Origin of the sequence: Mycobacterium sp. JS623, from assembly GCF_000328565.1 — a bacterium.
Classification (GTDB): domain Bacteria; phylum Actinomycetota; class Actinomycetes; order Mycobacteriales; family Mycobacteriaceae; genus Mycobacterium.
In genome coordinates this window covers 5,531,060-5,556,180 of sequence record NC_019966.1, presented here as the reverse complement: position 1 = coordinate 5,556,180, position 25,121 = coordinate 5,531,060, and the positions used below count along the sequence as shown (strand labels likewise).

Genomic DNA, 25,121 nt, shown 5'->3' with positions numbered 1-25,121 from the left:
CCAGCCCGGTAACGTTCGGCGTTTTTCGCTATGCCTTTCGCGATTTATGGGGCACGATTCTCTTGTGTTGCGTGTGATCCGGTCTCTTGGCTGCGTGGCGATGTCCTTGATCGCCGCCGTGGTCATCGGGCTGTCTGCGCCCCCGACCGCATCGGCGACGAACGTGACGGAAGTTTACGCCCCGCCGCCTTCGCCCCTGACAGTGCTGACCACACCGTTTACCTTCGGCATGCATGTCATCGAGACCATCGCCGAGGGTCTTGCGAACGCGGTCGAGATGATCGCGACGCCCGACCCGATCGCGGTTCCAGCACCGCGCAGCGACGCCTAGCGGTGGTTTGACGCCGGTGTGGACCGGCTAGTTTTGACCTATGCAGGCGCCAGAAGTACTTGGCGGCCGTTACGAACTGCGGGGCGTTCTCGGGCGCGGCGGCATGGCGGAGGTCCGCGACGGCTGGGATATCCGGCTCGACCGTCCGGTCGCGGTCAAGCTGCTGTACCCGGTGTTCACCACGCAGCCCGACAACCGGATGCGCTTCGAGGTGGAGGCGCGCGCCGCGGCGGCGCTCAATCATCCGCACATCGTTTCCGTCCACGACAGCGGCGAGCACGCCGGGATGCCGTACATCGTGATGGAGCGACTGTCCGGGCAGACATTGGCCGATGTCATCGCCCAGGGGCCGCTGCCGCAGCCACAGGTGCGGTCGATTCTCGACGAGGTGCTCTCAGCGCTGTCGGCCGCGCACGCCGCAGGCATCCTGCATCGCGATATCAAGCCGGCCAACATCCTGTTCTCGACGTCAGGTCACACCAAGGTGGCCGACTTCGGCATCGCCAAGAGCGCGGCAAGCGCACATACGTTGACGGGTCAGATCGTCGGCACGATGGCGTATCTGAGCCCCGACCGGATTGCGGGCAGGCCGGCCACCATCGCTGACGACTTGTATGCCGTCGGCGCCGTCGGCTATGAAGCACTGACGGGACGGCGGGCATTCCCGCAGGAGAACCTGGCCGAGTTGGCCCGCGCCATCTCCGAAGGCGTGCCGCCACCATTGGCCGCGCTGCGTCAGGATGCCGACCCGGCGCTGGTGGCGGTGATCGAGCGCGCTATGGCGCGCGATCCGGGGTGGCGGTTCGCCAGCGCCGACGAGATGCGGGCGGGGTTGTCAGGCCCGGCCGGACCGCCCGTGCGGCCGGCGACCCGCGTGCTCGCCGCTCCGCTGCCGGACCCGACGACGATGGTGGTCGCGCCCCCGCATAACCGACGGTCGCGGTGGTACGTCGGTGTCGCCGCGGGCGTGATCGCGGTGTTGATCGCCGCCATCGCGTTTATCGTCGACTCGGCTTCGACCCCGTCGACCCCAGAGCCGGCCAGCACGAGCATGTCTGTGCCCGCGTCCACGCCGTCCTTCGTGCCACCGCCGCCACCGACGACCACCCCGGTTCAGGTCGAGGAGCCACCGCCTCCAAAGAAGCGCGGTGGCAACGGAAGTGGGCACAAGAAGGGTGACTGACACCGTGTGAGGCGTTGTTTGCGCCGACGCTATCGTCGGGCAACACGACGCGTAAATGCGTTGGTCGCGAAGGTTGTTTGCGGCAGATGCGAACCTCCTGCGGACCGGCCTCGCGTGAGGACTCTGCGGATGGGCGTTCAACCGCGAATTGTTGTGTCTCGCCGCCGTTTCGACAGTTAGAGTCGGCACGTCCCGTCGCTCATCGAACCCGCTCGCGACCCCCCGCCGCGAACTGCATCCGCCTCGACTCCCCGCGCTGACTCCGCAAACAAGTATGTCCGGGACGCCATCGACGACCCGGGACACACTTCAACACCTGACTGAAATCAACCCCTCTTGAAAGGCATCTCCTCACCCCCTCATCTACTAAGAACGTTGCACGGCTTAGGAACCCGCCGCACAAGTATCTGAACTCCTCGATAAAACGATAGTGATTTGCCGTCTCGGACGAATCAGGGTTTTCCCTGCATTATCACTGTGAACCCCACGGAAGATGAACAGCGATAACCGTCGCTGCGTCAATAATGGGCGTCCGGCTAGTCGCGTGCGGTTACCGCCGAGACGCCTCCGCTGCTTTTGCCCTTCCGCTACAGCACGATGATGCAATCGGTTGCGCCAGCGAATCCGTGCGTACCGGAGAGCGTTTCGATCGAAGTCTTACGAACCGGCTTGCGGGGGTGATGGAGCGCAACCAGTGCCGCGCGCCGGTACCGCGTCGACCATGTTCTTGTCCGCCTCCCGAGGCGCAACGCTAGGCGAAGTCCTGCGGCTGATCCATGCAGCCGGCCTTGCGCGTCCCGGCCAGGGTCCAGTCGAACCCCTCCGACGCTGCGCGCTCCATGAGACGTCGGTTGTTGTAGCCCAAGCGGTAGAGCCGGTGCGCCCTGTCGTGCTCAGTGGCGTCCACGGCGATCGGCGTGCGGCCATGCAGCCAGCGCCGATCGTTGACGAAGTACCCCTCACCTGGTCGCATCGGATGGCACCACGCGGCCTGCTGCAGCGCCGCGGTCGCTGCCTCACACCACGGATGCTCAGGGTTGTATATATGGCCGTTGAAGTCCTCGAAGTTCCCGCACACCGCGGCGTTGGCGAGCTCGGAGCGCATGTCGTCTACATGCGCCCGGGGCATGCCGGCGTCGGCCAGTATGTCCCAGACGCTGTCGATCGGATACAGCAGGGGCACACCGTTGCTGCCGGGGAGGACCCGGTTGAAGACGTTGAACAGCAGTTCGGTGTGCCACATGTCCGCGTGGGGCGGGAACAGGCCGCCGCTGCCGTCCTTATTGCCCGCATGCGTCGTTGGAACGGCGTGCGCTGACAGCCGCTCCCCCGTGATTTCAACTACGGCCCCGCGCATCCACCCCAGCAGGTGCTGGAAGGCGTCCGGATCGGCGCCGACGAGCATGTCCGTGACGATTGCGGCGTCGTCGTCCGGCAGTTCGAACTCGTAGAAGGCGTTCGCGAACTGGTCCATCTCACGTCGCAGCCCCGGATCGGTGATCACATCGGAGGACAGATGCAGGCACTTCCATGCCGGCTCGCGCCACGGTGCGGTCAGGTCGTCGGCGTCCTCGGCATCATCTGGCCGTTCGTAGCTGACCAGCAGAACGGGGCCCAGTACCGGGACGGTGGCCGCGAACCGATCCAGCACCGCGCGCCAGTGTGGATGCCACGTCAGGTGCGTCAGCCGATACTCGGTCGTCGGGTGGGTCTCGATCAGCGCCGGTGGCAATTGACTCACGAGGCGATGCTCCTGCTCAGGGACATCCGCCGGCTTCGTCTGCTTGCGGCCACGCCGCCGAGCACGCACGCGGCTGTCATCACCGACGCGGCGGCGAACACCGCCCTAGGACCGCTCAGCGCCGCCGTCGCGCCGCCGAGCACGAGTCCGGCTCCGATCGCGAGGCTGTCCAGCGAGTCCTTGATGCCGAACACGCGGCCGCGGAGCGCGGACGGGGTCAGCGAGGTCGTCATCTGCAGTTCCACGCTGATGAACGCGCCGACGCCGACGCCGGTCATGACGAACGCCACCGCGGCAGCCGGCACGCTGTCGGCGACCACGGCGACGGCGGTTCCCGTCGCGGCCAGGGCCAGGGCGGCCAGCAGCGTCCGCCAACCGCTGCGCTCAGCGCACGCCGCTCCGCCGAACGTGGCCCCCACGCCGAACAGGAAGATGAGGACCGCGAAGCTGGCGTCACCGGCGTCGAGCTCGTTGGTCACCAACAAGGGTTCAGCGACGTTGATCCCCGCCAGTGCAAGTCCGCTCACGAAGCCGATCGTCAGGACGGCGCCGAGGCCGGCGGGAAGCCCGCGCGGCAGCAGGCGCCAGCCGGCGTGCTGCTCCTCATCGGGCCCGGCCTCCCCGTGGCCACGGCGCCGGAGCGGCAGGCCGGCGATCACTAACGCCGAGACTGCGAACGTCACGGCGTCGATCAACAGCAGCGCGTCGACTCCCGTGATCGCGAGCAGACCGGCGGCGAGCGCAGGTCCGACGGTGAGCGCCGCCGACCACGAGGTCGCCAGCGCCGCCATCGCAACCGTCGCATTCGGGCCTGCGAGGTCGGCGAGGGCGGTCTTGTTCGCCGGCCGATGGACGGCGGTGGCTATTCCGATGAGTAGCGCAAGTCCGAGGATCAGCGGGAACGTCGTCGCTATCGCGATGCCGACGAACGCCGCCACGCGGATGAGGTCGCAGCCGACAAGTAGGGGCTTCGGTGCCGTCCGGTCGATGATCACTCCGGCCAGGGGAGCTAGGACGATCATCGGCAGCAGATCTGCGCACAGCACCGCGGTCACCGGCCAAGCGCCTTCGCCGGTGCGGCTCGCGATCAGCAGCACGGCAATGAGCCCGATCTCGTTCCCGATCGAGGACTGCAACGCAGTGAGCGTCAGCCGGCGGAGAGGGCCCGGGTGTCGTAGGAGCGCGAGCATTGCGAAGACTTTATGCATCACTATTAGCAAAGGAATCAGGTGATTCCCTAGCGTTCAAAGGCGTTCGCCCTCAAGGCGATGGCCCAGCTACACGTCACACGTGTACTGACAGCTTCGATGCCACCCGCGAGACTCCTCTGGGGAGTGTCACGGATCAACCGAAGCAGGTGTAAAGCATCAGCCGAAACACGGTCAGCGATCAACCGAAGACGAAATGCCCACCATCAACCGAGGCATACACCGTCAAGGTGCCCCCAGCAGGGCTCGAACCTGCGACCTGCGGATTAAAAGTCCGTAGCTCTACCAACTGAGCTATAGGGGCGACGACTGATCAGGATACTGCGTCGCTTAGGGCATCTCGTTTGAGGATTGGGGTCCGCGTACCCTAAGCTATCGAGGCTCCCAGCGTCACAGCGTCGGGAGTACCCCGGAGAGATTCGGCTGGCCCCCTTCGTCTAGCGGCCTAGGACGCCGCCCTTTCAAGGCGGTAGCGCGGGTTCGAATCCCGTAGGGGGTACGCGCGGCGCCTCGTACCATGGGAGTCGCAAAGCAAGGCCCTGTGGCGCAGTTGGTTAGCGCGCCGCCCTGTCACGGCGGAGGTCGCGGGTTCAAGTCCCGTCAGGGTCGCCATTCATGGCGAGGCACTTGGGTGAGTTGGGTGCCTTCCGGCCAGGTAGCTCAGTTGGTATGAGCGTCCGCCTGAAAAGCGGAAGGTCGCCGGTTCGATCCCGGCCCTGGCCACCAAGAGGTGCCCAGTTCATTGGGTATCTGCGACCCCCCGCCGAGCCTCGCCCTTATTGGTTCGAACCGACGACGGGGCCAATATGTGGCCAAACCGAGGAGCCGCCAGCGGTAGGGATACTTCAGTGGTCCCGGCCAACGTCATCCAGCGAGTCGAGCGCGGCCGCCATGTTGTCGAGTTCAACATCGAAAAGGTCGGCGTAGGTGCGGGCGGTCACGGTGATCGATGCGTGCCCCATGGCATTCTGCAACAGGCGAAGATCGGCGCCGGCACGGCGTGAGAGCGATGCGTACGAGTGGCAAAGATCGTGCACGCGCATTTTGTCCCGCCCGATCTTGGCAATCGCTACTTCCAGTTGACCGACCGCTTCCAATTCTCAAGCCCGAGCCGCGACCCGCGGGGAGACGCGACGGCCGGAGCGCCGGGTGGCCGGCCATCGAGTCGCGCCTTCAGCATAGGCACCAGACGTTCCGGGATGGGCACCTACCGTTCAGATTTGGGTTGCCTTCAACGAGTCGGCCGCCAACGGCGGCACGAAGCCGTAAGGACTTTCTCTACTGCTATCAAGCGTCGAGGCTGGGTGTTTTCGCCCAGCCTGGGTTTGACCCGGAACGGACCGCCTGACCCGGGCTCGTCGGGCACGATGGCCGAATGTCATTGGGAGCTAAGTCCATAGCGGTCGCGGTGTTCGCCGCGCCGTAACTTGTAGTCATGATTATGGATTTGGTTCCCCTGGCGCAGTTGGCGGTACTGCTGGCGCTGGCAGTGGTTCTGTCGGTAACGGCGGCGGTATTGGTTGCGGTACCAGTGTTTCTCCCGGTTCCGGTGCCATTTCGTCTGCCGGTGGGATACCTTCGGTGGGAAGCGTTGGCGCACTCCAAAACCCAACCGGTTCCATATGATCTTTGCAGTAATTCGTGGAATCCATCGGCACCAGATATTCTTTCCACGCGCCAGGGGGATTCGGCGCCGGTGCATCCGTACCGTCAGGGCAGCGCCAATTGCACGATACGCCACTGACACCCTGGCCGACACCGGCAATGCCGAGAGTACCCATTTCACCGACACCGACGCCGGTAGTGGCCAGTCCAAGGCCGACGCCACCGCCCTGGCAATGCCAATGCGCCCCATTGATTTCCGTCGGGAAATCGCAAAAACCGCCACTGACACCACCGACACTTGCATTTAAGACGCCGACGCCGGGATATGGGCATTGCGTGTCAGCTTTGGCTGCCGGTGCGAGAAACGTTGATGCGCAAAAACCGAAGGCTACTGCGGAAACGCAAACTACTGCTTGTGTTTTCATCGCTGTCCTTTGAATGGTCCAGGTTGACGACCTGCTTTGTTCGGGATCAATCCGATCGCCACCCTACCCACCGCGTTTAACGTCTGTGGGGCCATTTAGATAGTTATGTGTTGGCCGATTCGTCGGCGATGTCGTCCACGTCCTCGGCGAGGTCAACGTCGGCTTCCTCGGGCCGCTGGCTCGTCGTCGTCAACGGTCTCGCCCGACACGATCCGATTGTCCTCGGTCGGGTCGAGCGGACGCCCGGACACCCCAGGCCGAGTGGATGGTCAGAAGTGCGGATGGTCTGGCGTAACGCTGCCGGAAAACTAATCGATGTGCTGTACCCACGTCGGGTTCGAACGACGCCCGGACGAGACCAGCAAATAGCGAGCGCATGCGTCCACTGAAGGCGCTGCAGCAGACGACGTAACAACTAGGGACGAATTCCATGAGTTGGCGGGGACAACTTGAGACGGGCCCCGCTGGAGGCCCATTTGAGAGTCCATGAGAGACAAACAAATTCGGTCAACGTACAACTGGGGGTCAAGCGTTAAGGCCGGTCATCCACCCAGTCCGTCTTTGGCCGAAACGGGCCGCTTGACCCCGCCGGTCAGTCATGATCGCAGTATGTCATTGGGAGCCAAGTCCACCGCGGTGGTGTTCGCTGTGGCAGGCGCGGCATTTGCCGGCGCGGCCGCGCCACTAGCCAGCGCCCACGGAGCGGACGCTGTCATCAACGACCTTGAGGCTGAGGGATACGTCGTTCACATCAACTGGAGCAACGGCTTCAACACTCAGCAACTGTCGGACTGCACGGTGGTCAGGGTCAACAACCCCTCGTCGAATCCTGAGCCCGCGCCGGGTGACACCGTCTATGTCGACGTCACATGTCCCAACAACTTGTACTAGCCGGCGTTCGGTCCAGCTGTCTGCCGCGTCGTGCATCGGCGGCCTCAGTTGCGGCGCCGGTTGGCATAAACTCAGAATCCGAACCCAATTCCGAGGCCGAACTCAAAATCGACATTGACGCCCGGCATCTCAATTCCGTTGTTTGCATTGGGGTTGCCCACGCAGTAGTCGACCTCGACACCCTCGACGATCTCGCTCGTACACGTCGCCACCGGTTCGGCCGAGACGTTGGGCGTTGCGGCAATTGAAAGCAGCGTGACCGCACCCGCCGCCGCCGAGAACTTACCGACGCGTGACCGCATCCGGGGTTACTTCGCGAGTAGCCAGTGGTAGAGCTCGAAGGAGGCCTGCTCGATCCAGCCACGGTGCAGCTTGCCCTTGTCCACGGTCCAGATGGCGGTGCCGGTCATGGCGATCGGCTTGCCGTTGGGTTCCGTGCCGAGGATGCCGTTGTTGGTGCCAGTCATTACCCATCGGGATGTAACGCGGGTGCCGTCGTCGCTTTGGAAGGTTTCGATGGTGTCGACGTGTAGATCGTTGACGTGATCGAGGAATTGCTTGATCCAGTTCTTGACGCTGTCCTGGCCAGCGATTTTTTGGCCGCCTGCCTCGATGACGACGTCGTCGGCCACGAACCGATCGACGGCGTCGGCTTCGTCGGCGTTCCAGACTTCTTCCCAGAACGCGGTGACAATCTCCGTTGATCGCATGTCTGCACCATCCCACTCGCAATCGGCGCCCGCACCGGTTTCGCCACCGTTCCAACACCGCCCGCCTCTACCAGCGCATGGCAGTTATCGTCCGTCAGCAGAACCGGCAACTCGGCTGCACGTGGCCGAACCGGCGGTGGTCGATTACTTCTTGAGCTTATTGCTTCCGCTGGTCGCTCCGGCCGTGTTGACAGCCGTGCTGTTTGGTCCGGGCGTCAAGGCCGTCCCGCCGACGCGGAAAGTGTTGATCGCGATGCCGGGATTCGTCTTCGTGACAGTTTGACCGTCCCGGAAGAGGGAAGCGGCAAACGCAAGCGGATCCTGGCCCGCTGCAACTTTATTGTTGGTGCCGGTATCGGCAACAGCGCGCAGGTCGCGTTCTTTGTAGGGGCTAACCCCAACCCGGCGCTTGCGAGTACTGCGCTCGTCACGGCGCAAGCTATTCCACCAGTGATCTTGTAGCGTGGTTCTGCGACACTCTGTGCGACCATTTTGCTGCGCTCCAATCGACCAACTTGCTGTCCGATGACGAAAAGAGCGCGCTGGTTCGGAATATCAGCCTATCGGATCGTTTGGGTTTCCGAGTGGGAATGTGACTGTCCATCAAGTCACGGGCTTAACTCAAACATCGCCTGGTTGGGTGGCGGCAATCTTCTTGATGAACGCATCCGGGTTCTTCTTCCAATCCTGAGGGATCCTTGGGGATTCGTGAAGACTGTCGTGATGCCCGTCGCGCTAAACGAGGGGACCGCGTCCTGTGTACTTGTCGAAATCGGTGTCGAAGATGCCCTCGACCTGCAAGGTGTAGGCCGGACCCAACGTCGAACACCACCCCGCGAGGTAGTGCAGGCGTAGCGGCGCGAGCCTCCGAGCTCCTCGAAATAGTCTCCACGATCGGCTAGCCGCATGCCCGGACGGCCTGCTCGCGGCCTTCCTCAACTTTGGCGAACATGGAAAATCCGTAGCACACACGAGTTCTCGGGTAATCCGACATAGTGGGCGCGTTCGAGGCCGAAATTTCCTTCTTTCGGGATGGCCTTTGCCGCGGGTCTCTCCAATTTTGGTCCGGTATTTTTCGCCCCATTCGGCGCACAAGCGGCGGTACATAACACGCCTGCCGCGGTGTTTGTGGGTGTTTGGGCGACTGACAGGAGAACACTCGTTATCAATATGGAGAATCTATGTAAAGAATTTCTCATAGTTCACAACAAGGTAGCTGGGGTCCAGGATATTTGCCGATACCGCACCGCGATCGAGCGCAGGGAATTACGCTCCGCGAGTATCGGTCTCGTCGCGTCGACACGAGTCGACAGTGACCGGCCGCCTATCGGGAGGGAGCAGCCGTGCGACTACGACAGTGCTGCCTGAGTTTGGGTCTTGTCCTCACGTTTGTGCCCATCGGTGTCACCTCTGCTGCGCCAGCGTCAGCGGATTGCTCGAGTGCCGGTTACGCCACCGTGTGTGCCCAGGGCGACGTCCGCGGCGGTGGTGCGACCGCCCCACAGGCGGGGCCGGCCTACCCCTCCTATTGCGCCGATCCGTGGTATTGCGACGACGAGTGGGATCTCGACGTGATCCTCCCACTGCCTCCTCCCGATATCGGACGCCCAGGCCGACCCGGCGGCGGCGGAGGCGGTATCGGACCGCGTCGTTGAGCAACGTCCCCCATCACCCACGAAACCAAGGAGTCTCACATGTTTATTCGTAGCCTGATCGGCGCCGGCGTGATCGCCGGTGCGACGCTCATCGGCACCTCGCCGACCGCCGCCGCCGATCCGCCGAACTGCACGGCCGCCGACCTCGCCAACGTTATGTCGGGGGTCAACGCGGCGATGTCGTCATATCTGTTCAGCCATCCAGACGTAAACAACTTCTTCACCAGCCTCAAAGGCAAGACCAGGGATCAGATGCGCACGGACACCACCGCGTACCTGGACGCAAATCCACAAGTGCGCGACGAGCTGACGGGGGTCAGGCAGGCGGCATCTGATTTTCGGGATCGCTGCAACGCGCCTCTTCCCGACGGGCCGATGGGCTAAAGGTCGAGCAGCGCCAGTTCCGGCGCCTCCATCAGGTCGCGGAGCTCAGACAGCAACGCCGTGTAAGGCGCCGTCCACGGTGCGGCGAGTCCGATCTTCGGGGCGAAGCAGCCCGGGTATTAAGGGTGTGAGCGATGGGCGGAATGGGCCTTCCGGGCTTGTGGCTGTTTCTCGCCCTGGTCGTCACCGGTTCAGTCCTCGTCGCAGTCAGCAGCGTTTAGCGAGCCCACAAGACAATTCACCGGCCTGGCGCCAGGGATGAAACGGGATCCCTGTCGCCGTTCCTTACCAAGGTCGCACTTGTCTACGGTGCCCTACTGGGTTTCACCGTCGTCGTCGCTTGGGAGCAATTCTCTTCTGCCGAGACAAACGTGACCAACGAGTCGTCCACCCTGGCGACGATGTATCGGCAAACGATCAGCCTGCCCGCGCCGGAGCAAGCCACGATGCGTGAGCTGCTGCGAAATTACACGGCAGCGGTCCAAGGGGAGCGGGACAGCCAAGGCAGCGATGCCGCAAGCGGCAACGCACGAGCAGCGATTACCCACATGTACCGCGTGCTCGGCGCTCAACAACCACCCACCGTCGCCTCAAATCCGATCAATGCCGAGGTCCGCGGCCAACTCAATAGTTGACATCACAACGCAACACGCGCGTACTGGATGCAAGGCCCCGAATTCCCGGCTTGCTATGGGGCGGGCTGTTATTCGGCGGCGTCCTGCTCATCGGTCTGCTCGGATTCACCCGCCTCGATAACCGCCTGACTCATACCATGCTGGCGAGCGCCATCGCGGTCCTGCTTGGCCTCCTACTCTCCCTCATTTACTGGCTCGACCATCCATTTGGTCGCCAAGTCGGTGTCACACCAAAATCGTTCGACTACACCGTGCAGGTCTTCGACGGAGTCGACGAAGACACCTAGACAAGACGGATGCCCGTCGCCATGCTCCAGCAAACACGCGGACATTCCGAGAACTAACGGCTCTGCCGAAGGAGTTGTCACAACGTTGTCACACTAGATACGAACTCGGAGAGTTGACGGGGAACAGCTTGAGACGATTCCCCTTGTCAGACCGGTCCGAGAGTCTTTGGGAGACAGGCCAATTCAGTCGCCTTCCGACTGGCGGTCAAATGGTCGCAGATGCAGGTCGTCTCAGCGCGAACAGCGGGTAAGTAGGGGGAAGCCGGGCTTCGCACGAGGCCCGCGTGCACGACCTCGGCACACCTGCGTCTCCAAAGCCGGCCGGCCCACTGCCCGCCGTACAACGGCACCCCGGCCGCGAATCCATCAGCACTATCGTCGTCACCGACGGGCACCTCGACCGATCGAGCGACAAAAGGCAACGCCGATGCCATGGACGCCCATGCTCGCTTAGTTGATGTAGACGATCAGGATCGTGCCTTGGGCATTGACGCCGGAGCAACGCTTCGCTCCCGGCCACACGTTGGTCGTCGCCGGCGCGCACGTCATTAGGTATGACTGGTGGGTTACCGGGCTGTAGGCGATAACGCTCTGGCCTGGCTGTGAATACCACGATGCGCGAACGTTGTCTGCGAAGGCGCAGCTTGTCTCATCAGTGGCAACGCCACTCAAGCCGGATGGGCAGATTTTGAAATTCTCGAGAGGTCCCGCTCCCGGGGGCGGCGGTAGAACGACCGTCGACGGTGGCGGTGGCGGTGCGGCCGCGGTGGGCGCTGGCGCTTGCGTCGGCATGTCCTGGACTGCAAACAGGAATGCGCCAGGCGCCGCCTCCCACACGACTTTGTCGCCATCCGCTGTGACGTCAATCGCCACATCGTGGCTCTTGCCGCGCGAGGTCGTCACCGTCGCAATGCCCTTGTATTCGTTGCCGGCTTTGTTGACTAGGTCGACGTGATTCACCTTGAGGCGCAGAGGCGAAAGGTCTGGATCTGTGTCCAGCTTGGACTGCATCGACGACTGCACCTCTGCGGCGACCTGGTCGGCCCGAGACACCGTCGGGCCTGGCGTCGTAGTCGGCGTAATCGTTGGCGCCGCCTTCGTACCTTCGCCAGTTGGGCGCGTTAACACGAATACTGCAGAGCCGACAGCGATTACGACGGCCAAACTCAATCCCACCCAGACGGGCCACTGGGGTCGCGACTTCTCTTGTGTCGTTGGCGGCTCTGGGAATTCCTCGGGCGCTGTCGGCGGGCCCAGCTGAATGGCGCCTTCCCATTGGGTGCCATCCCAGTAGCGGGCACCCTGACCGCCCAATGGGTCGGGGTACCAACCGGGCTCAGTCACCATTGCCGTCGACAATCCATCGGTACTCCGCGGCCGTGTGCAACACCATGCAGTCGCTCCAGGCCTTCTGCCCAGCGATCGCCGGGTCCACCTGTTGCACACCAGTGTCGGGCAGCCACTCATATTCCGCCGAGGGAACCGACACGAGGCCGCGACACCAACAGCGCCTACATCTACCAACGGCCCGCCGAACAGGAGTTTGGCGGCGACCCGCTGCCCAGCGCATGTCATGGACCGCGGCAGTGCGCAGCGCGCCGGTCGTCTCGCCCGCGCCATTATCGCCAGCCACGACCAGCCCATCACCGCACACGAGGTCGCTGCCCAAACACCCAGCGCCGCACTGCCGCAACGCATCCGCGGCGTCCGCGACCGCCGCGCAGTCACGGTGCAGCGCCGGCGGGCGATACACCAAGGCTGGCAGGCGGCCGCACAGAGCTTCGCTCGGGCGTTAACCATCGCCCGAGAGTGCCACCACAATCGCACCGAAGACCGCAGCCTCGACTGCGGTATGGAGTTGAAATAACACTCGGTCAGTCAGCGCCACCGATATCTCAGCTGGACGAACCCCGTGAGAACTTTCTTCACTGCTATCAAGGTCAAGGACCGCAACTACGTCGGCCTCGGCGACGCGCGCCTGGCCGCTGCGAACCGTGCCCGAGTGCCGCTGGTGCTGTGACCAACCCGCCGTCCGGCCAATCCCTGTCCGACCCGAGAAACGGATAACCAAACAATGAACCAGTAACGCCGTGCGCCAGCCTAAACGAGCGTCAGCGCGCCATGCGGGCGGTCGAGCTACGGCTGCAAGGACAAACCTATGCCCAGATCGCCGACGCGCTCGACTACAGCGACGAGAGCGGCGCACGGCAGGCGGTGTCGCACCTGCTCGCACGCCGCGAGGCCGAGTCGATTGCCGAACTGCTTGAGGGCGCCAAGCTCTACGGCCTCGACGCCCCGGCCCGCGTCGCCGTCGGCCGGTTTGCCAACTAGAACACGTTCACCCGCTCGATGGAGGGATCACCTCGAGGCGGCATTTATTGTCGCTCGCGTCGGAAGCGGCCCGCCGTTATGGGTTCAGCGAGTTGATAGCGCGCTCTTGGACGAGTGGCTCGGCGTGTGGAACGCGATGGATGCTACGACGTCGCGGCAAACTTCGCGGGTCGGCGCGCAGGCCAGCGGGGCGTCTAGGCGTCGATTAGTGACCGGCATCACAACATTTGCCTCGAAATTAACTGACTCGTAAGCCGTCAATTGCACGTGCAGCGCCATTCGGAGATCCCACGTCCTGAGATCCAGAGCATTGGTCAGCAGTCCGGATACGTCTCGGCCAGTCGGCGGTCGCGAGACGCAAACGTGGGTTCCCAACTGGTTCAGAGGAATTCACCGCATTGCACCGCTGCCCGGCTTCCAGAGCAAGACCCGTCGACGAAGGGGGTCGCCACGGGTGATCGGCCGATCGGACGCGACACGGAACTGCGCCAACGACAAGGATGTCTCTCGTACGAAGTATCGCCCCGAGATTCAATTGGTGAGACCTGAATGCCGCCAATCCCTTGACAAAGTCGGCATTTGACCGCCAGTAATCGGCAATCGTGTGTATTCGCCCTTTTGTCGATTGGCGGCCGCGTTATCGTGGCAACAATGCGCGATTTCCGCCGTCCTCGATAGTCGGTGTAGAGCCGATCTAAGTTACGCCTTTGGATTTAAGCGTGAGTCGCAATTGAATTGCCTCTCAAGGCGGAGCGTTCAATCCCAATCGGAGTTTGCCAGTGTTGTTACGGCGCGGGTTAGGATTCCCACCTCGACGGCAGCAAGGCGTCCGCCGTGACTAAAAGGCCAGGTCAAATAGGGTGTCCGGCCGCTGCGAATACATGAAGACGAGCAGTCGCTGCTGTCCCGTCAGCGTAGCTGGGACGCCGAAACTTCGCCATTGGTCGACGAATTCTGCAATCAAGCTGGTGTGCCAGGAATCCGATCGGAAATTGAGCCGATGACGTTTGGCATTAGACCGCAGGGGTATCCGGCGGACATGTGGGGCTCAGTTAGATCGAATTGCGAAGCGCCCTTGCATCACGTGCCTTGCATCACGTGCAGAGTACAAATCGAGCCTAGGAGTATGTCGTGAAATGTGGAGCCCGTGTAGCGCTCGGGGTCGCCGGAGGATACTTCCTCGGACGTACCAAGAAGATGAAGGTCGCGCTGGCGCTTGGAGGCTGGGCGGCCGGACGCCAGTTGGGCGGTCCTGGACAGATGCTCGGGCAGGCAGGTCGACTCCTCGGGGAGTCACCAGAACTGTCCGCGTTGACGGATCAAGTGCGAGGCCGGCTGCTTGAAGCCGGTAAGGGGGCGGCCATGGCGGTAGCCACTCGCCAGGTCGAGGCGCTGACCGACCGGGTGGGTCGCCGCGTGGAGGACTTGAGCGACATACAGCGAAAAGCAGACAGCGGTGTGCGCCGGGTTGCTGACCTTGATGACCTCGACCTGAGCTCTCGCGACGAGGTCTACGACGGTGATGACGTCGACGACGAGCAGGACGAGGAAGAGCAGACGACGCGCACGTCCGGTCGTGGCCGCTTGGGCCGTACCGCCGTCCGGGGGAGTGGTCGATCACGCTCTACCGCTACAAGTCGTTCCGGCACCGGCCGATCCGCCGCCCGGGGGACTGGTCGGTCACGCTCTACCGCTGCAAGTCGTTCGGGCACCGGCCGATCCGCCGCCGCTAAGAGTGCGTCAGGCAACGGTCGGGCGACAAGCCGCAGCCGTTCCTCCAGCACCGGGTCATCGGCATCCGGCGGCCGCAAAACCGCGCGCAGCGCGTCCGGCGCCAAGAAGGCCAGCGGCCGTAAGCCGGCAGCGAAGAAGGCCGCGACTTCGTCGAAGCGGACACCGAAGAAGGCCCCAGTGAGCCGGAGGGCATCGCGCACAACCCCTACACGCCGGGAGGTAAATGATGGCTAAGACAAGCAGCAATGGCGCAAGCAACCACGGCGGAACCGCGACCGACACCTTACGAGGCGCAGGCCAGGATCTCCTTGGCGTCGTGCTTCAGCGCGCTGCCTCATCAGCCAGCGAGCGCATCAACGGCTTCGCCGACCGGCTGACCGATGTGAGCGAGACCGGCGAAGGGCTGACATCGCTCGTGCGTCGGCCGCGCAGTCACGATGACGATGACGATGACGATGACGATGACGGCAAGAATGGCGGCGGCGGAGGTCTACTCGGAGGGCTGAAGGACAAGGTCAAAGACATGTTCGGCGGCGGTGGAAAAGGCGGCGGGGGCGGCGGCAAGAAGCTGAAGCTGACCAACATCGTGGAGACCCTCGATGTAGGCGTGCCGTTGCGCACTACCTATGACCTGTGGACGCAGTACACCGACTTCCCCAGTTTCATGAAGAAGTTGGAGGCCGTCGACCAGTCGTCGGACGAAGAGACCCATTGGAAGGCCCAGGTCTTGTGGTCACACCGGGAGTGGGATGCCACGACCGTCGAGCAGGTGCCGGATTCCCATATCATCTGGACATCCAGGGGATCCAAAGGCCACGTCGACGGAGCCGTGACCTTCACCGCGCTAGGACCGAATCTGACCCGGGTGACGCTGGTCATCGAATACTTCCCGCAAGGGTTGTTTGAGCGGACAGGCAATTTGTGGCGTGCCCAGGGCCGGCGCATGCGTCTGGAGTTCAAACACTTCCGCAGGCACGCGATGACGCAAGCGTTGTTGCACCCGGAGGAAATCGAGGGCTGGCGGGGCGAGATCCGCGACAGCGAGGTCGTCAAGACGCATGAAGAAGCGCTGGAGGAAGAGCAGGAATCCGGCGGCGGCGTAGACGACGAGGGCTACGCGGAGGCGTCCGATGAAGACGAGTCGAACGAGGATGTCGGAGACGACGACTACGACGACTACGACGACACCGATGACGTCGACGAGGGCGAAGACTTGGCGGACGACGAGGACGAAGCCGAGTACGACGAGCCCGAAGATGAGGACGTCTACGAAGACGAGCCCGACGAGGACTTGGCCGACGAGGACTTGGCCGACGACGACGCGGGCGTTGAGGAGGATTACGACGAAGCCTACGACGACGAGGATTACGAAGACGAAGGCGAGCCGCGGCCTCGCAGGCGCAGCCGGCATCCCGTCGGCGCCAGCGGCGGTGGTGGGGGTGCGCGATCATGACAGTGGCGACGCATCAAGGCCGTAACAGCCCAGTCGAGCGATCTGGCGGCGGTCGATCCGGCAACTTGGCCGACGTCATCGAACTCATTCTCGACAAGGGCCTCGTCATCGACGTGTTCGTTCGGGTGTCCCTTGTGGGAATCGAGCTGCTCACCATCGACGCGCGGATCGTGGTCGCCAGCGTGGACACATTCCTTCGGTTCGCCGAAGCGACTAACCGGCTGGACCTTTACGCCCACGGCGGCAAGGACTTGGGAGATCTTGCGAAGTCGGTGACCGAGGGCGGCGCGAAAGGAAAGAGCTCCGGCGCGATTGAGGGTGCGGTCGAGAAGGTGGGAGAGATGTTCACCAGAGGTCGGCGTGGCGACGATGAGGACGAGGACGAAGCGGAGGAGGAGCCGGCGCCGCGGCGACGTCCGCGGCCGCGGGCCAGGGAGCGACGGTGATGACCGCCACCTACGTCTACGGATTGGTCAAGGCGGACGCCGAACTGCCGCCGGATCTCCAGGGATTGGGACCCGGCCGAGTCGGCACAATCGCGCATCAGCGGGTCGCGGCGATCGTGAGCGATCTGCCCACCGGCCGTCCGCTCGGCACCCGCGACGACCTGATCGCACACGAGCGGGTGCTGGATGCAGTCGCCGAGCGGACGGCCGTGCTGCCCATGCGCTTTCCGGCCGTCGTGGAAGAGGACGGCGTGGTGTCGGAACTGCTCGCGCCCAATCAGGAACGGTTCATGGAGGCCCTCGCCCGACTGGACGGTTTGGTTCAGTTCACCGTGAAGGGCCGTTTCGAGCAAGAGCCTGTGCTCCGCGAGATCGCAGAGGCCGACGACGAAATCATGGAGCTGCGCGAGCGGGTGCGTGGGCTGCCGGAGGATGCGACATATTACGACCGGATTCGCTTGGGGGAACTCGTGGTTACTGCGATGCAGCAACGGCGTGATGAGGTGGCCGTGCGTGTACTGGACCGGCTGAAGCCATTCGCCGTGGACATGTCACCGCGCCGGCTGACTCAGCCTGACGAGGTGCTGAATGCTGCGTTCCTTGTCGCCCGCGACCGCGTCGAGAACTTCGATGACGCTGTGGAAGGGGTCGGCCGCGACCTTGCCGGCCGCGTGCGCGTCCGCCTCGTTGGCCCGCTGGCCCCCTACGACTTCGTGCCGGCGGGCTGAACCATGGGCTTGTTCACCGGATTGCTGACTCTTCCGCTTGCACCTGTCCGCGGCGTGGTGTGGGTGGCAGAACAGATCCAGGAGTACGCCGTAGAGCAGTACTACGACCCGGCGAACATCCGCGCCGAACTCGACCGCGTCGAGGAAGCCCGGCAATCGGGCGAGCTGACCGAGCAGGAGTGTGCCGAGTGGGAGGACGAGTTACTTCACCGGCTGATTCACCGGGAGGAGTAAACCGCGGAGGACCCGTGGAGCACCCATGACTGAACAGACCGATCGACCTCGACGCCGAAGGGCGCCGACCGAATCGCCGCGCCCGTCCGGTGACCGAGCTAACGGGCAGCGGCCGCGGCGGCTCTCCACAGCGAAAGTCGCTCGGGCGGCGATGGAACAGATGGCCGACCTCACCGGCCACGATGTGGAGGGCGTGATCTCCGTGGAACGCAACGACAACGGATGGGGGGTCGGGGTCGAAGTGGTTGAGAGCCATCGGATTCCAGACTCGGCGGATATTCTGGCTACCTACGAGGTGCATTTGGACGAAGACGGTGAGCTCTCCTCCTACCGTCGCACCAAGCGCTATTTGCGCGGTCAGACGTTCGGGGGATCGCGGTGAACGGTGACCTCTATCCAACTGGCCGGTCCCAGCTCGACCACCGTCAGGAAAGCACGAACCTCGCCGACATTCTGGAACGGGTGCTCGACAAGGGAATCGTGATTGCAGGCGATATCCAGATAAATCTGCTGGACATCGAGCTGCTGACGATCAAGATCAGGCTGCTCGTGGCCTCCGTCGACAAGGCCAGGGAGATGGGCATCGACTGGTGGGAGCACGACCCGTCGCTCAGTTCGGGCGGAGGCGACTTGGCGGTGGAGAACCGCCGACTGCGGGACCGCATAGGAGAGCTCGAGGCTTCCAATGGGGACGGGTCAGGATCGCCGCAGACCAACAGTAGCCGTCGTCGGAGTCGCCGCACCGAGATCGTTGACGCGGATGAGTGACCACAACGTCTACCTATACGCGATCGGTGACAGCGCGCTGGCCGATTCCCGCGCGCTGGCCGACGTCAAGGGCGTCGACGACGTTCCGGTCCGCACCATCGTCGAGGGCACACTAGCCGCCGTCGTCGCATCGGTGGATCGGCAACGCTTCAGCGAGAACGCGATTCACGAGCACATGGAGGATTTGGAGTGGCTCGGCAAGCTCGCAAGAGTGCACCACGAGGTGGTCGCCCGGCTCGCGCAGGACCATCCGGTCGCGCCTGTCCGGATGGCCACCGTTTTTCTGGGCGACGCGGGTGTTCGCGAATTGCTTGAGAACCGCCAGGCTGAACTGGTCGCGACACTCGATCGGGTGCGCAGCCGTTCGGAATGGAGTGTCAAAGGGTATGCGACACCCGCTACGGATGCGTCAGACGAGGAGCCTGGCTCCTCCTCTGACGCGCCGGGCACGGCGTACTTGTTGCGCCGCCGCTCCCAACGCGACCGCACAGCACGTCGGCGCCAGGACCTTCTCGAGGCGGCGGAAGACGCGCACGAACAGCTCGCGACCGTCGCTGTCGAGAGCCGCCGGTACCCGTTGCAGGACGCCCGGCTCAGCGGACGCCCCGAGCCGATGATCCTCAATGCCGCTTACCTGGTCGACGATGCCGAAGCGGTGCAGTTCGAAGAGCGGGTGCACGCCATGTCGCGCGTCGATCTTCGGCTGGAGTTGACGGGTCCGTGGGCACCGTATTCCTTTGCAGCGAAGGTTGATTCATGACTCTTGCGATGAACGCCACCGAAGATGTGGCACTTGTCGATCTGCTCGACCGTCTGCTCGGCGGCGGTGTGGTGGTTGTGGGCGATCTGACGATCAGCCTCGCCGATGTCGACTTGGTTCACATCGACCTGCGCGCGCTGATCAGTTCCGTGGACAAGTTGATGCAATGACCGCGGGTGGCCGGATCGAGATGGATCCCGAGGAAGTCGGTCGAGATCTCGGCCGACTGGTGCTCACGATCGTCGAACTGTTGCGCCAGTTGATGGAGCGACAGGCGCTGCGCCGGGTGGACGCCGGCGACCTGTCTGAGGAAGCGGTCGAACGGCTTGGCGTCGGGCTGATGCGGTTGGAGGACGCGATGGCGGAATTGCGGGACTACTTCGGGCTTCGGCCGGAAGACCTCAACCTCGATCTCGGGCCATTGGGACAGCTCCTGCCCAGCCGGCCTGGCTGATCCTCCGCAAATGACCTGCAACGCGTTCGTGCTAGGCGGCGGTGGCGTGCTCGGGGCCGCCGAGGCCGGCATGGCGCGGGCTCTGGTGGAAGCGGGTGTGCGCCCAGACCTGGTGTGCGGCACGTCAATCGGCGCGATCAACGGCGGGGCGATCGCCGTGGATCTCACTCGCGCGGGTGTCGAGCGCCTGTTGTCGATGGCGCACGCGAGGTGTTACCACTGCCGTGACCGGCGCGACGAGTGCCCACGTGTTGGCTGGAACAAACCTGGACGCAGGTCGACCCATGGGTTGCCGGCCACACCGACCAACCGGACCCACGAACCGGACGGTCCGGCGTGTCTTGACGGTACGGTTAATTACGCCTAAGAACGGGTGGTCAATTTTAATGCGAGGCGCGAACGGGCGACCGTTATGAGAGTTACCCAGTCTGGGGTTAGGGCTTGTGCGCCTTTTGTCGATCCGTGGAAGTGATCTCTTTCGACCACTTCGGCGAGACCTTGGTTTGCTGGGCGCCCTACTCTGGATCGTTGCCTCTGTGCTTGGGCTCGTCGGCCCGGTGCTTTGCGTGACCATCGTCGTCCTGCCGGTGGGCATACCGCTCCTGGGCGTCGCCCGCCGCTTTTTGACTTCCGCCGTTCAACTCATACTCCCCCGCTCCTTAGCCCATCCGGTCAACGAAGTGACCGAGACGGTCAAGAAGTCGGGCAAAACGACGGGCAAAAAGCTTCAGAAGGCCGTGCGCAAGAGCGACAAGCTGATGGCCTGACCTTCGATTAGGTCATTGCGATGTCATTGCGATCCGGCCCCCACCATCGCGATCAGCGCCCCGACCAAGAGCGCCAACAGTAGGACCAGCAACACGATCGGTCCCAGAAGAAGTCCGAGCGTAACGAGGAGAACAAGGGCCACTTTGGCCTTGCCGCTCAATCCGGACACCAGGCCCTTGAGCGCTGCCCACAAAGGATTCTTACCTGTGAGAACACCCCGAATGCCGCCTAGCGCCGCGTTGACGCCGGCCCCGCCGTCCGAAACCGCATCCGCGAGAGTGTCTATCCACTCCTCGATCTTGTTCTTCAGCACCTCCCCGCCATCCCGCGCTCTCTCGAGGAGCTGGTGAGCTTGCGCTTTCAGCCATTCGGTGACGGCATCCAATGACTGCGACACCAGGCCACCGTCGGCGGACGAGGAGGGCCCCGGCCGGCGCCCCGAATTCGACGAGACAGCCTGCGAGGGCGCAGACGCCCGGGGCGGTAGCGCACGCGAGCGTCTCCGAGCCGTCGGTGTGGCAGTGCCGGCCTGAGCCCGCGCGAGTTCCGGGGGCGTGATGCCGTGGACTGGCCGGTGCCGGTGTGGAGTCAAGCTGGACGTGCCGGGTGTATTGCGGCGCTTCGCGGGGCTGCGACGTGACGTTGCGTGCGACTTCGTGGCCGCTGCACGTCTGCGCGGAAGCTGCACCACGACGGCTTCGGATGCAGACTCCGGCCGTTTCGATTTTCCACCAGGCGCGGTCGACCTGGTGTTGCTGGCGCGGTTCTGGCTGCCGCCGGATGCCCCTCTTGTGCGCGAGCTAGTCGCTCCGAGCCGGCCGCTCGGCTTGTTTTGCCCACTCATACGAGATAATTACCCCGCAGTCAATTCCCGAAACCCGAAACGGAGCCAGCAGCGGAGGCCTAGAAGGGCTCGACTCTCGAACTCCGCCTGGAAAACGGAAGGTCGCCGGTTCAATCCCGGCCCTGGCACCAAGAGGTGACGTCTCCCTCGGATCGCGAATCCCGCTGACGAGCGGATAATTCGAAAATCTAAACACCGATGGCTTCCCGCAGCGATCGTAATAATGATCCTGATCAACGGAAGAAGGGGCAGCGAGTTGAGTGATCGGATCTCGATCCTCATTGCGGAGGACTCGCTGCTGGTGCGCGACAGCGTTCAGCGAGCGCTGTCGATCGATCCGGAAGTGACCGTCGTCGGCGCCGCCGAGGACTACGACTCCGCGGTGGCACTGGTCGACAAGCATCGGCCGACTGTGGTGATCACCGACATTCGCATGCCGCCCACGTCGACCGACGAAGGCATCCGGTTGGCGCGATGGGTGCGTACGGCGCATCCCGAGGTCGGGGTGATCGTGTTGTCGCAGTATGCCGAACCGCGCTATGCGGCCGGGTTACTGGAGGACGGCACGGCGGGCCGGGGCTATTTGTTGAAAGAGCGGATCTCGCATTTCGAGGAGTTGGGTGAGGCCGTGCGCCAGGTGGCCGCCGGCGGCACCGTGCTCGACCCGCTGGTGGTGGAAGCGCTTCTGGCGCAGCCCCGCTCGGCCCCAACGCTCAGCCGGCTGACACCGAGAGAACGCGAGGTGCTCAGCGAACTGGCGACCGGCTTTTCCAATCGGACCATTGCCCAGCGGCTGGTGCTGTCTCAACGGGCGGTGGAAAAGCACATCAACTCGATCTTCGCGAAGCTGGAATTGACCGTTGACGACTCCGTTGATCGGCGAGTCAAGGCCGTGTTGATGTTCCTCAACGACGGTGGATCGCCGTGAGTGGCCGCAGCGCCGCTGAAAAGGGTGGTGTGTGCACCATGGTCCGCAGCAAATCCGGCGGGCACGATCATCCGGTGGCGGACGGTGTCGTGCGGGTCTGGGTCGTCGACGACCAGGCCAGTTTCCGGCGGGCAACCGCCGCGACGCTGGCCGCAATGGACGACTTCGTGATGGCCGGCGAGTGCGAGACCGGCGAATCCGCGATCGACCGCATCACCGATAGCGGTGCCGACATGGTGCTGATGGATATCCACATGCCGGGTATGGGTGGCATCGAGGCCGCGCGACGACTCCGCGCCGCGCACGCCGACTTGATCGTGGTGCTGATGTCGACGTACGACCTCGAGGACCTTCCCGCGGCCGCGTCGGATTGCGGTGCCATCGCATACCTGCACAAGGAACACCTCTCCCCGGAACTGCTGAACCGGATATGGCAAGCAGCGGAGTAACAGAGCCGGCCGCCGGCGGAATGATGTCCCACTGGCGGGCACCGCAGGTGCTGCTGACCGCAGCCGTGCGGTCGTCCTCTTTGTTGGGTCACGACCTGATCAACCGCTTCAGGGCCGAGCGCTACGAGCTGTTCCTCAGCGGGCACTTCGCTCTGTGGGCGAGCGCCGGCGTCATGCTGCCACTGTTGGAGTACACGCTTTGGTACCGGACGCCCTATGTGCTGCTGTTCGCTGCGGTCGGTGCCCCGCAATGTGTTGCGTTGGCGTTGGGGCTGCGGCTGGCTCGGCTCGGTAGGTATGCCCAGTCGATCAGCCTTGTCTGCGTGACGAATTGGATCAGCTCCGTCCTCGTGACGGTGATCAACCCCAACTTGCTGGCGGTGATGGCCCTGGTGGCCCTTGTCCCAGTTGTCTTCGCGGAGCCCTACATTCGCTGGCAGCGCGGGCTTGCCTTCACTGTGATCACGGCCGTCGTTGTGCTGGCGATGGCCATGCTCGCGCGCTTCCTTCCGATCCCCGAGGTGGTCCAACACGGGCCGCGCTGGCTGGAGACGGCGTTCATCGTTGTGGGCGTGCCGTTCAACGCCTTTCACCTGTTGATCATCGTGTGGAACAACGCCGCGGCCCTTCGGGTGTCAGAAGGCCAGCTCGCTGAACGTGCCGCCGAGCTGGTCGCCTCGCGCACCCGGTTGACCACCGCCGCCGACGAGGAACGGCGCCGCCTCGAGCGTGACCTGCATGACGGCGCGCAACAACACCTCGTCTCCCTGTCGGTGCTCATCCAACTTGCGCGCAAAGCCGAGCCCGAGCGGTGCCAGTCGCTGCTGAAGGAGGCGTCCGAACTGGTCGAGACGTCGATCGTCGAGATTCGCAGGCTCGCCCACGGAATCTATCCCCCGCTGCTGGTCAGCGGCGGCTTGAGCGAAGCCTTGCCGACGCTTGCCGCGCGCGCGTCGGTGCCTGTGCACCTGGATCTGCAGGGCCTCGGCCGATATCCGCCTTCGACGGAGGCGGCCCTGTACTACTGCTGCAGCGAAGCTTTACAGAACGCCGCCAAACACGGCGGTCCGGACACCACGGTCACAATCAAGGCTCGTGGAGATGAGCGGGCGCTGAACCTCTCGATCAGCGATACCGGCCGTGGATTCGAACCCGCGACGATCGGTCACGGGCTGACCAACATGACAGATCGGCTTTCGGCCATCGGCGGTCAACTCGTGATCGACACGGCGCCGGGACGCGGCACCCGCATCGTCGCCGCAGTCGACTGCAGCGGACGCTGACGCGCGCCTGTTCCCAAGGGTGTACGCACCACCGTCAATCGTGTTGCACACACTGTGGAAACGCGTTCGGCAGGTCAGCAGGATGGAGCCATCGTCGAAATTCTCAGGTCGACAACGTGTTTCACAGACCACCGGGGACACACGCGCCGACCTTCGAAAGTTGCGGGGGCAAGAATGACGATTTCAAGCACGTTGGCGACGGTAGCGGCTGAACGTCGTACCAGAGTACGCATATCGGATCGGTTCGGGTGGCGACCAGAATCGCTTGGCATCTCGCCACGCGTCAGCGTCACACCGAATGCCAATTCCGATGACGCCGATGGCCGAATATTGCCGACGGGCACTGTGACACTCCTGCTGGCCGACATCGAAGGCTCCACGCGGATTTGGGAATCCCAGCCTGACCACATGGCGACAGCACTGGCCACCATGGATCGCGTGCTGGCGGACGTCGTTCGCGCCAACAACGGCGTGTGCCCGGTTTCCCAGGGTGAAGGAGACAGCTTCGTGGTGGCGTTCAGCCGTCCTGGCGATGGTGTGGCCTGCGCGCTGGCCCTGCAACGGGCCGCGCTCGCACCCATTCGCCTGCGGATTGGCGTGCATACGGGTGATGTGCTGTTGCGCGACCGCGGCAACTATATGGGTCCGACGATCAACCGTGCCGCGCGCCTGCGGGAGCTCGCTCACGGCGGTCAAACCCTATTGTCCGGTGCGACAAGCGAACTCGTTCACAAGTCGCTGCCTGATCAGACGTGGCTGGTGAGATTGGGTTGTCATGCGCTTCGTGACCTCACCCATCCCGAGCGCGTGGCTCAGCTGTGCCATCCAGACCTGCACAACGACTTTCCGCCGCTGCGAACCCGTCCTGTCTCGCGGTAACCACCCG

Annotated in this window: 33 protein-coding genes, 4 tRNA genes and 2 pseudogenes; 28 read left to right on the top strand and 11 right to left on the bottom strand. The window is 63.7% G+C overall.

Going from position 1 to position 25,121, the window contains the following annotated elements; genetic code table 11:
- Positions 1-94: 94 nt before the first annotated feature.
- Positions 95-331, top strand: coding sequence for a hypothetical protein (locus tag MYCSM_RS26960; RefSeq protein WP_157681404.1), 237 nt, complete (start codon positions 95-97; stop codon positions 329-331).
- A 40-nt stretch (positions 332-371) separates the two neighbouring features.
- Positions 372-1,514 (top strand): serine/threonine-protein kinase, encoded by a 1,143-nt coding sequence (locus MYCSM_RS26955; RefSeq protein ID WP_015309343.1) that lies wholly within the window; start codon positions 372-374, stop codon positions 1,512-1,514.
- Between the two features lie 751 nt (positions 1,515-2,265).
- Here the strand turns inward: MYCSM_RS26955 and MYCSM_RS26950 are convergent.
- From MYCSM_RS26950 to MYCSM_RS26940, 3 genes are all read right to left on the bottom strand, one after another.
- A complete protein-coding gene (locus tag MYCSM_RS26950; RefSeq protein WP_015309342.1) occupies positions 2,266-3,255 on the bottom strand; it encodes a hypothetical protein in 990 nt (329 codons plus the stop codon).
- The gene (locus MYCSM_RS26945) at positions 3,252-4,445 is read right to left on the bottom strand and encodes an MFS transporter (RefSeq protein WP_041312739.1); all 1,194 of its coding nucleotides are present in this window, start codon (positions 4,443-4,445) and stop codon (positions 3,252-3,254) included. Before MYCSM_RS26945 ends, MYCSM_RS26950 begins: the two co-directional genes overlap by 4 nt.
- 249 nt (positions 4,446-4,694) lie before the next feature.
- Positions 4,695-4,767, bottom strand: a tRNA-Lys gene (locus tag MYCSM_RS26940).
- A 122-nt stretch (positions 4,768-4,889) separates the two neighbouring features.
- On the opposite strand from MYCSM_RS26940, the gene MYCSM_RS26935 reads away from it, so the two are divergent.
- The 3 genes from MYCSM_RS26935 (at position 4,890) to MYCSM_RS26925 (ending at position 5,189) form a co-directional block, all read left to right on the top strand.
- Positions 4,890-4,962: transfer RNA gene (locus MYCSM_RS26935), tRNA-Glu, on the top strand.
- A gap of 36 nt (positions 4,963-4,998) precedes the next feature.
- Positions 4,999-5,075 (top strand) — tRNA-Asp (locus tag MYCSM_RS26930).
- A gap of 37 nt (positions 5,076-5,112) precedes the next feature.
- A tRNA-Phe gene (locus MYCSM_RS26925) sits at positions 5,113-5,189 on the top strand.
- Between the two features lie 119 nt (positions 5,190-5,308).
- Here MYCSM_RS26925 and MYCSM_RS26920 read toward each other — a convergent pair.
- The gene (locus tag MYCSM_RS26920; protein WP_051073824.1) at positions 5,309-5,560 is read right to left on the bottom strand and encodes a tyrosine-type recombinase/integrase; all 252 of its coding nucleotides are present in this window, start codon (positions 5,558-5,560) and stop codon (positions 5,309-5,311) included.
- A 338-nt stretch (positions 5,561-5,898) separates the two neighbouring features.
- Between MYCSM_RS26920 and MYCSM_RS37380 the strand changes: the two genes are divergently transcribed.
- Both MYCSM_RS37380 and MYCSM_RS26910 read left to right on the top strand, forming a co-directional pair.
- Positions 5,899-6,207, top strand: coding sequence for a hypothetical protein (locus MYCSM_RS37380; RefSeq protein WP_157681403.1), 309 nt, complete (start codon positions 5,899-5,901; stop codon positions 6,205-6,207).
- Between the two features lie 895 nt (positions 6,208-7,102).
- Positions 7,103-7,384 carry a hypothetical protein gene (locus MYCSM_RS26910; protein WP_041312736.1) on the top strand — a complete coding sequence of 94 codons (282 nt, stop codon included), beginning with the start codon at positions 7,103-7,105 and terminating at the stop codon, positions 7,382-7,384.
- 71 nt (positions 7,385-7,455) lie between these two features.
- On the opposite strand, the gene MYCSM_RS26905 is transcribed toward MYCSM_RS26910, so the two are convergent.
- The 4 genes and pseudogenes from MYCSM_RS26905 to MYCSM_RS38485 all read right to left on the bottom strand — a co-directional run.
- Complete coding sequence (locus tag MYCSM_RS26905) at positions 7,456-7,686, bottom strand: hypothetical protein (RefSeq protein WP_015309338.1); 231 nt, start codon at positions 7,684-7,686, stop codon at positions 7,456-7,458.
- Positions 7,687-7,692: 6 nt separating this feature from the next.
- The gene (locus tag MYCSM_RS26900) at positions 7,693-8,094 is read right to left on the bottom strand and encodes an ester cyclase (RefSeq protein WP_015309337.1); all 402 of its coding nucleotides are present in this window, start codon (positions 8,092-8,094) and stop codon (positions 7,693-7,695) included.
- A 144-nt stretch (positions 8,095-8,238) separates the two neighbouring features.
- Positions 8,239-8,532 carry a hypothetical protein gene (locus tag MYCSM_RS37375; RefSeq protein ID WP_157681402.1) on the bottom strand — a complete coding sequence of 98 codons (294 nt, stop codon included), beginning with the start codon at positions 8,530-8,532 and terminating at the stop codon, positions 8,239-8,241.
- A gap of 210 nt (positions 8,533-8,742) precedes the next feature.
- Positions 8,743-9,152 (bottom strand): annotated as a pseudogene (locus MYCSM_RS38485) (hypothetical protein); the annotation flags it as partial.
- Positions 9,153-9,437: 285 nt separating this feature from the next.
- Between MYCSM_RS38485 and MYCSM_RS36280 the strand changes: the two are divergent.
- The 4 genes from MYCSM_RS36280 to MYCSM_RS38475 all read left to right on the top strand — a co-directional run bounded on the left by MYCSM_RS36280 (position 9,438) and on the right by MYCSM_RS38475 (position 11,055).
- Positions 9,438-9,749, top strand: coding sequence for a hypothetical protein (locus MYCSM_RS36280; RefSeq protein WP_015309335.1), 312 nt, complete (start codon positions 9,438-9,440; stop codon positions 9,747-9,749).
- A 39-nt stretch (positions 9,750-9,788) separates the two neighbouring features.
- Positions 9,789-10,133, top strand: a complete 345-nt coding sequence (locus tag MYCSM_RS26895; RefSeq protein ID WP_015309334.1) for a heme-binding protein — start codon at positions 9,789-9,791, stop codon at positions 10,131-10,133.
- A gap of 236 nt (positions 10,134-10,369) precedes the next feature.
- On the top strand, positions 10,370-10,768 hold the full coding sequence (locus MYCSM_RS38480) for a bestrophin-like domain (protein ID WP_442928545.1): 399 nt from the start codon (positions 10,370-10,372) through the stop codon (positions 10,766-10,768).
- Positions 10,765-11,055, top strand: coding sequence for a bestrophin-like domain (locus MYCSM_RS38475; RefSeq protein WP_232425671.1), 291 nt, complete (start codon positions 10,765-10,767; stop codon positions 11,053-11,055). Before MYCSM_RS38480 ends, MYCSM_RS38475 begins: the two co-directional genes overlap by 4 nt.
- Positions 11,056-11,505: 450 nt before the next feature.
- On the opposite strand, the gene MYCSM_RS37900 is transcribed toward MYCSM_RS38475, so the two are convergent.
- Positions 11,506-12,402, bottom strand: a complete 897-nt coding sequence (locus tag MYCSM_RS37900) for a DUF2510 domain-containing protein (RefSeq protein WP_015309333.1) — start codon at positions 12,400-12,402, stop codon at positions 11,506-11,508.
- Positions 12,392-12,544 carry a hypothetical protein gene (locus MYCSM_RS37370; RefSeq protein ID WP_015309332.1) on the bottom strand — a complete coding sequence of 51 codons (153 nt, stop codon included), beginning with the start codon at positions 12,542-12,544 and terminating at the stop codon, positions 12,392-12,394. Before MYCSM_RS37370 ends, MYCSM_RS37900 begins: the two co-directional genes overlap by 11 nt.
- 84 nt (positions 12,545-12,628) lie before the next feature.
- Between MYCSM_RS37370 and MYCSM_RS26880 the strand changes: the two genes are divergently transcribed.
- From MYCSM_RS26880 to MYCSM_RS26820, 13 genes are all read left to right on the top strand, one after another.
- The gene (locus tag MYCSM_RS26880) at positions 12,629-12,922 is read left to right on the top strand and encodes a hypothetical protein (protein ID WP_041312734.1); all 294 of its coding nucleotides are present in this window, start codon (positions 12,629-12,631) and stop codon (positions 12,920-12,922) included.
- 254 nt (positions 12,923-13,176) lie between these two features.
- The gene (locus tag MYCSM_RS26875; RefSeq protein ID WP_015309330.1) at positions 13,177-13,386 is read left to right on the top strand and encodes a hypothetical protein; all 210 of its coding nucleotides are present in this window, start codon (positions 13,177-13,179) and stop codon (positions 13,384-13,386) included.
- 1,960 nt (positions 13,387-15,346) lie between these two features.
- Positions 15,347-16,573 (top strand): SRPBCC family protein, encoded by a 1,227-nt coding sequence (locus MYCSM_RS26870; RefSeq protein ID WP_015309327.1) that lies wholly within the window; start codon positions 15,347-15,349, stop codon positions 16,571-16,573.
- Entirely contained in the window at positions 16,570-17,019 is a 450-nt protein-coding gene (gene gvpJ / locus MYCSM_RS26865; protein WP_015309326.1) for a gas vesicle protein GvpJ, read from the top strand. Before MYCSM_RS26870 ends, gvpJ (MYCSM_RS26865) begins: the two co-directional genes overlap by 4 nt.
- Positions 17,019-17,747 carry a GvpL/GvpF family gas vesicle protein gene (locus tag MYCSM_RS26860; protein WP_015309325.1) on the top strand — a complete coding sequence of 243 codons (729 nt, stop codon included), beginning with the start codon at positions 17,019-17,021 and terminating at the stop codon, positions 17,745-17,747. The genes gvpJ (MYCSM_RS26865) and MYCSM_RS26860 overlap by 1 nt, the downstream gene beginning before the upstream one ends.
- A 3-nt stretch (positions 17,748-17,750) precedes the next feature.
- Positions 17,751-17,981 carry a gas vesicle protein GvpG gene (locus tag MYCSM_RS26855; protein ID WP_015309324.1) on the top strand — a complete coding sequence of 77 codons (231 nt, stop codon included), beginning with the start codon at positions 17,751-17,753 and terminating at the stop codon, positions 17,979-17,981.
- Between the two features lie 25 nt (positions 17,982-18,006).
- Positions 18,007-18,363, top strand: coding sequence for a gas vesicle protein GvpO (locus MYCSM_RS36270; protein WP_015309323.1), 357 nt, complete (start codon positions 18,007-18,009; stop codon positions 18,361-18,363).
- Complete coding sequence (locus MYCSM_RS26845; RefSeq protein ID WP_015309322.1) at positions 18,360-18,749, top strand: gas vesicle protein; 390 nt, start codon at positions 18,360-18,362, stop codon at positions 18,747-18,749. The genes MYCSM_RS36270 and MYCSM_RS26845 overlap by 4 nt, the downstream gene beginning before the upstream one ends.
- The gene (locus tag MYCSM_RS26840; protein WP_015309321.1) at positions 18,742-19,509 is read left to right on the top strand and encodes a GvpL/GvpF family gas vesicle protein; all 768 of its coding nucleotides are present in this window, start codon (positions 18,742-18,744) and stop codon (positions 19,507-19,509) included. Before MYCSM_RS26845 ends, MYCSM_RS26840 begins: the two co-directional genes overlap by 8 nt.
- Positions 19,506-19,679 carry a gas vesicle protein GvpJ gene (gene gvpJ, locus MYCSM_RS26835; protein WP_015309320.1) on the top strand — a complete coding sequence of 58 codons (174 nt, stop codon included), beginning with the start codon at positions 19,506-19,508 and terminating at the stop codon, positions 19,677-19,679. Before MYCSM_RS26840 ends, gvpJ (MYCSM_RS26835) begins: the two co-directional genes overlap by 4 nt.
- Positions 19,676-19,963, top strand: a complete 288-nt coding sequence (locus MYCSM_RS26830) for a gas vesicle protein K (protein ID WP_015309319.1) — start codon at positions 19,676-19,678, stop codon at positions 19,961-19,963. The genes gvpJ (MYCSM_RS26835) and MYCSM_RS26830 overlap by 4 nt, the downstream gene beginning before the upstream one ends.
- Before the next feature lie 10 nt (positions 19,964-19,973).
- Positions 19,974-20,330 carry a patatin-like phospholipase family protein gene (locus MYCSM_RS39155; RefSeq protein WP_015309318.1) on the top strand — a complete coding sequence of 119 codons (357 nt, stop codon included), beginning with the start codon at positions 19,974-19,976 and terminating at the stop codon, positions 20,328-20,330.
- Between the two features lie 199 nt (positions 20,331-20,529).
- Positions 20,530-20,730 carry a hypothetical protein gene (locus MYCSM_RS26820; protein ID WP_232425670.1) on the top strand — a complete coding sequence of 67 codons (201 nt, stop codon included), beginning with the start codon at positions 20,530-20,532 and terminating at the stop codon, positions 20,728-20,730.
- A gap of 23 nt (positions 20,731-20,753) precedes the next feature.
- On the opposite strand, the gene MYCSM_RS26815 is transcribed toward MYCSM_RS26820, so the two are convergent.
- A complete protein-coding gene (locus MYCSM_RS26815) occupies positions 20,754-21,128 on the bottom strand; it encodes a hypothetical protein (RefSeq protein WP_041312731.1) in 375 nt (124 codons plus the stop codon).
- 703 nt (positions 21,129-21,831) lie between these two features.
- Between MYCSM_RS26815 and MYCSM_RS26810 the strand changes: the two genes are divergently transcribed.
- The 4 genes and pseudogenes from MYCSM_RS26810 to MYCSM_RS26795 form a co-directional block, all read left to right on the top strand.
- On the top strand, positions 21,832-22,503 hold the full coding sequence (locus MYCSM_RS26810) for a response regulator transcription factor (protein ID WP_041315078.1): 672 nt from the start codon (positions 21,832-21,834) through the stop codon (positions 22,501-22,503).
- On the top strand, positions 22,500-22,952 hold the full coding sequence (locus tag MYCSM_RS26805; protein WP_015309314.1) for a response regulator: 453 nt from the start codon (positions 22,500-22,502) through the stop codon (positions 22,950-22,952). The genes MYCSM_RS26810 and MYCSM_RS26805 overlap by 4 nt, the downstream gene beginning before the upstream one ends.
- Complete coding sequence (locus tag MYCSM_RS26800) at positions 22,934-24,235, top strand: sensor histidine kinase (RefSeq protein ID WP_015309313.1); 1,302 nt, start codon at positions 22,934-22,936, stop codon at positions 24,233-24,235. Before MYCSM_RS26805 ends, MYCSM_RS26800 begins: the two co-directional genes overlap by 19 nt.
- Positions 24,236-24,505: 270 nt before the next feature.
- Positions 24,506-25,099 (top strand): annotated as a pseudogene (locus tag MYCSM_RS26795) (adenylate/guanylate cyclase domain-containing protein); the annotation flags it as partial.
- Between the last annotated feature and the right edge of the window lie 22 nt (positions 25,100-25,121).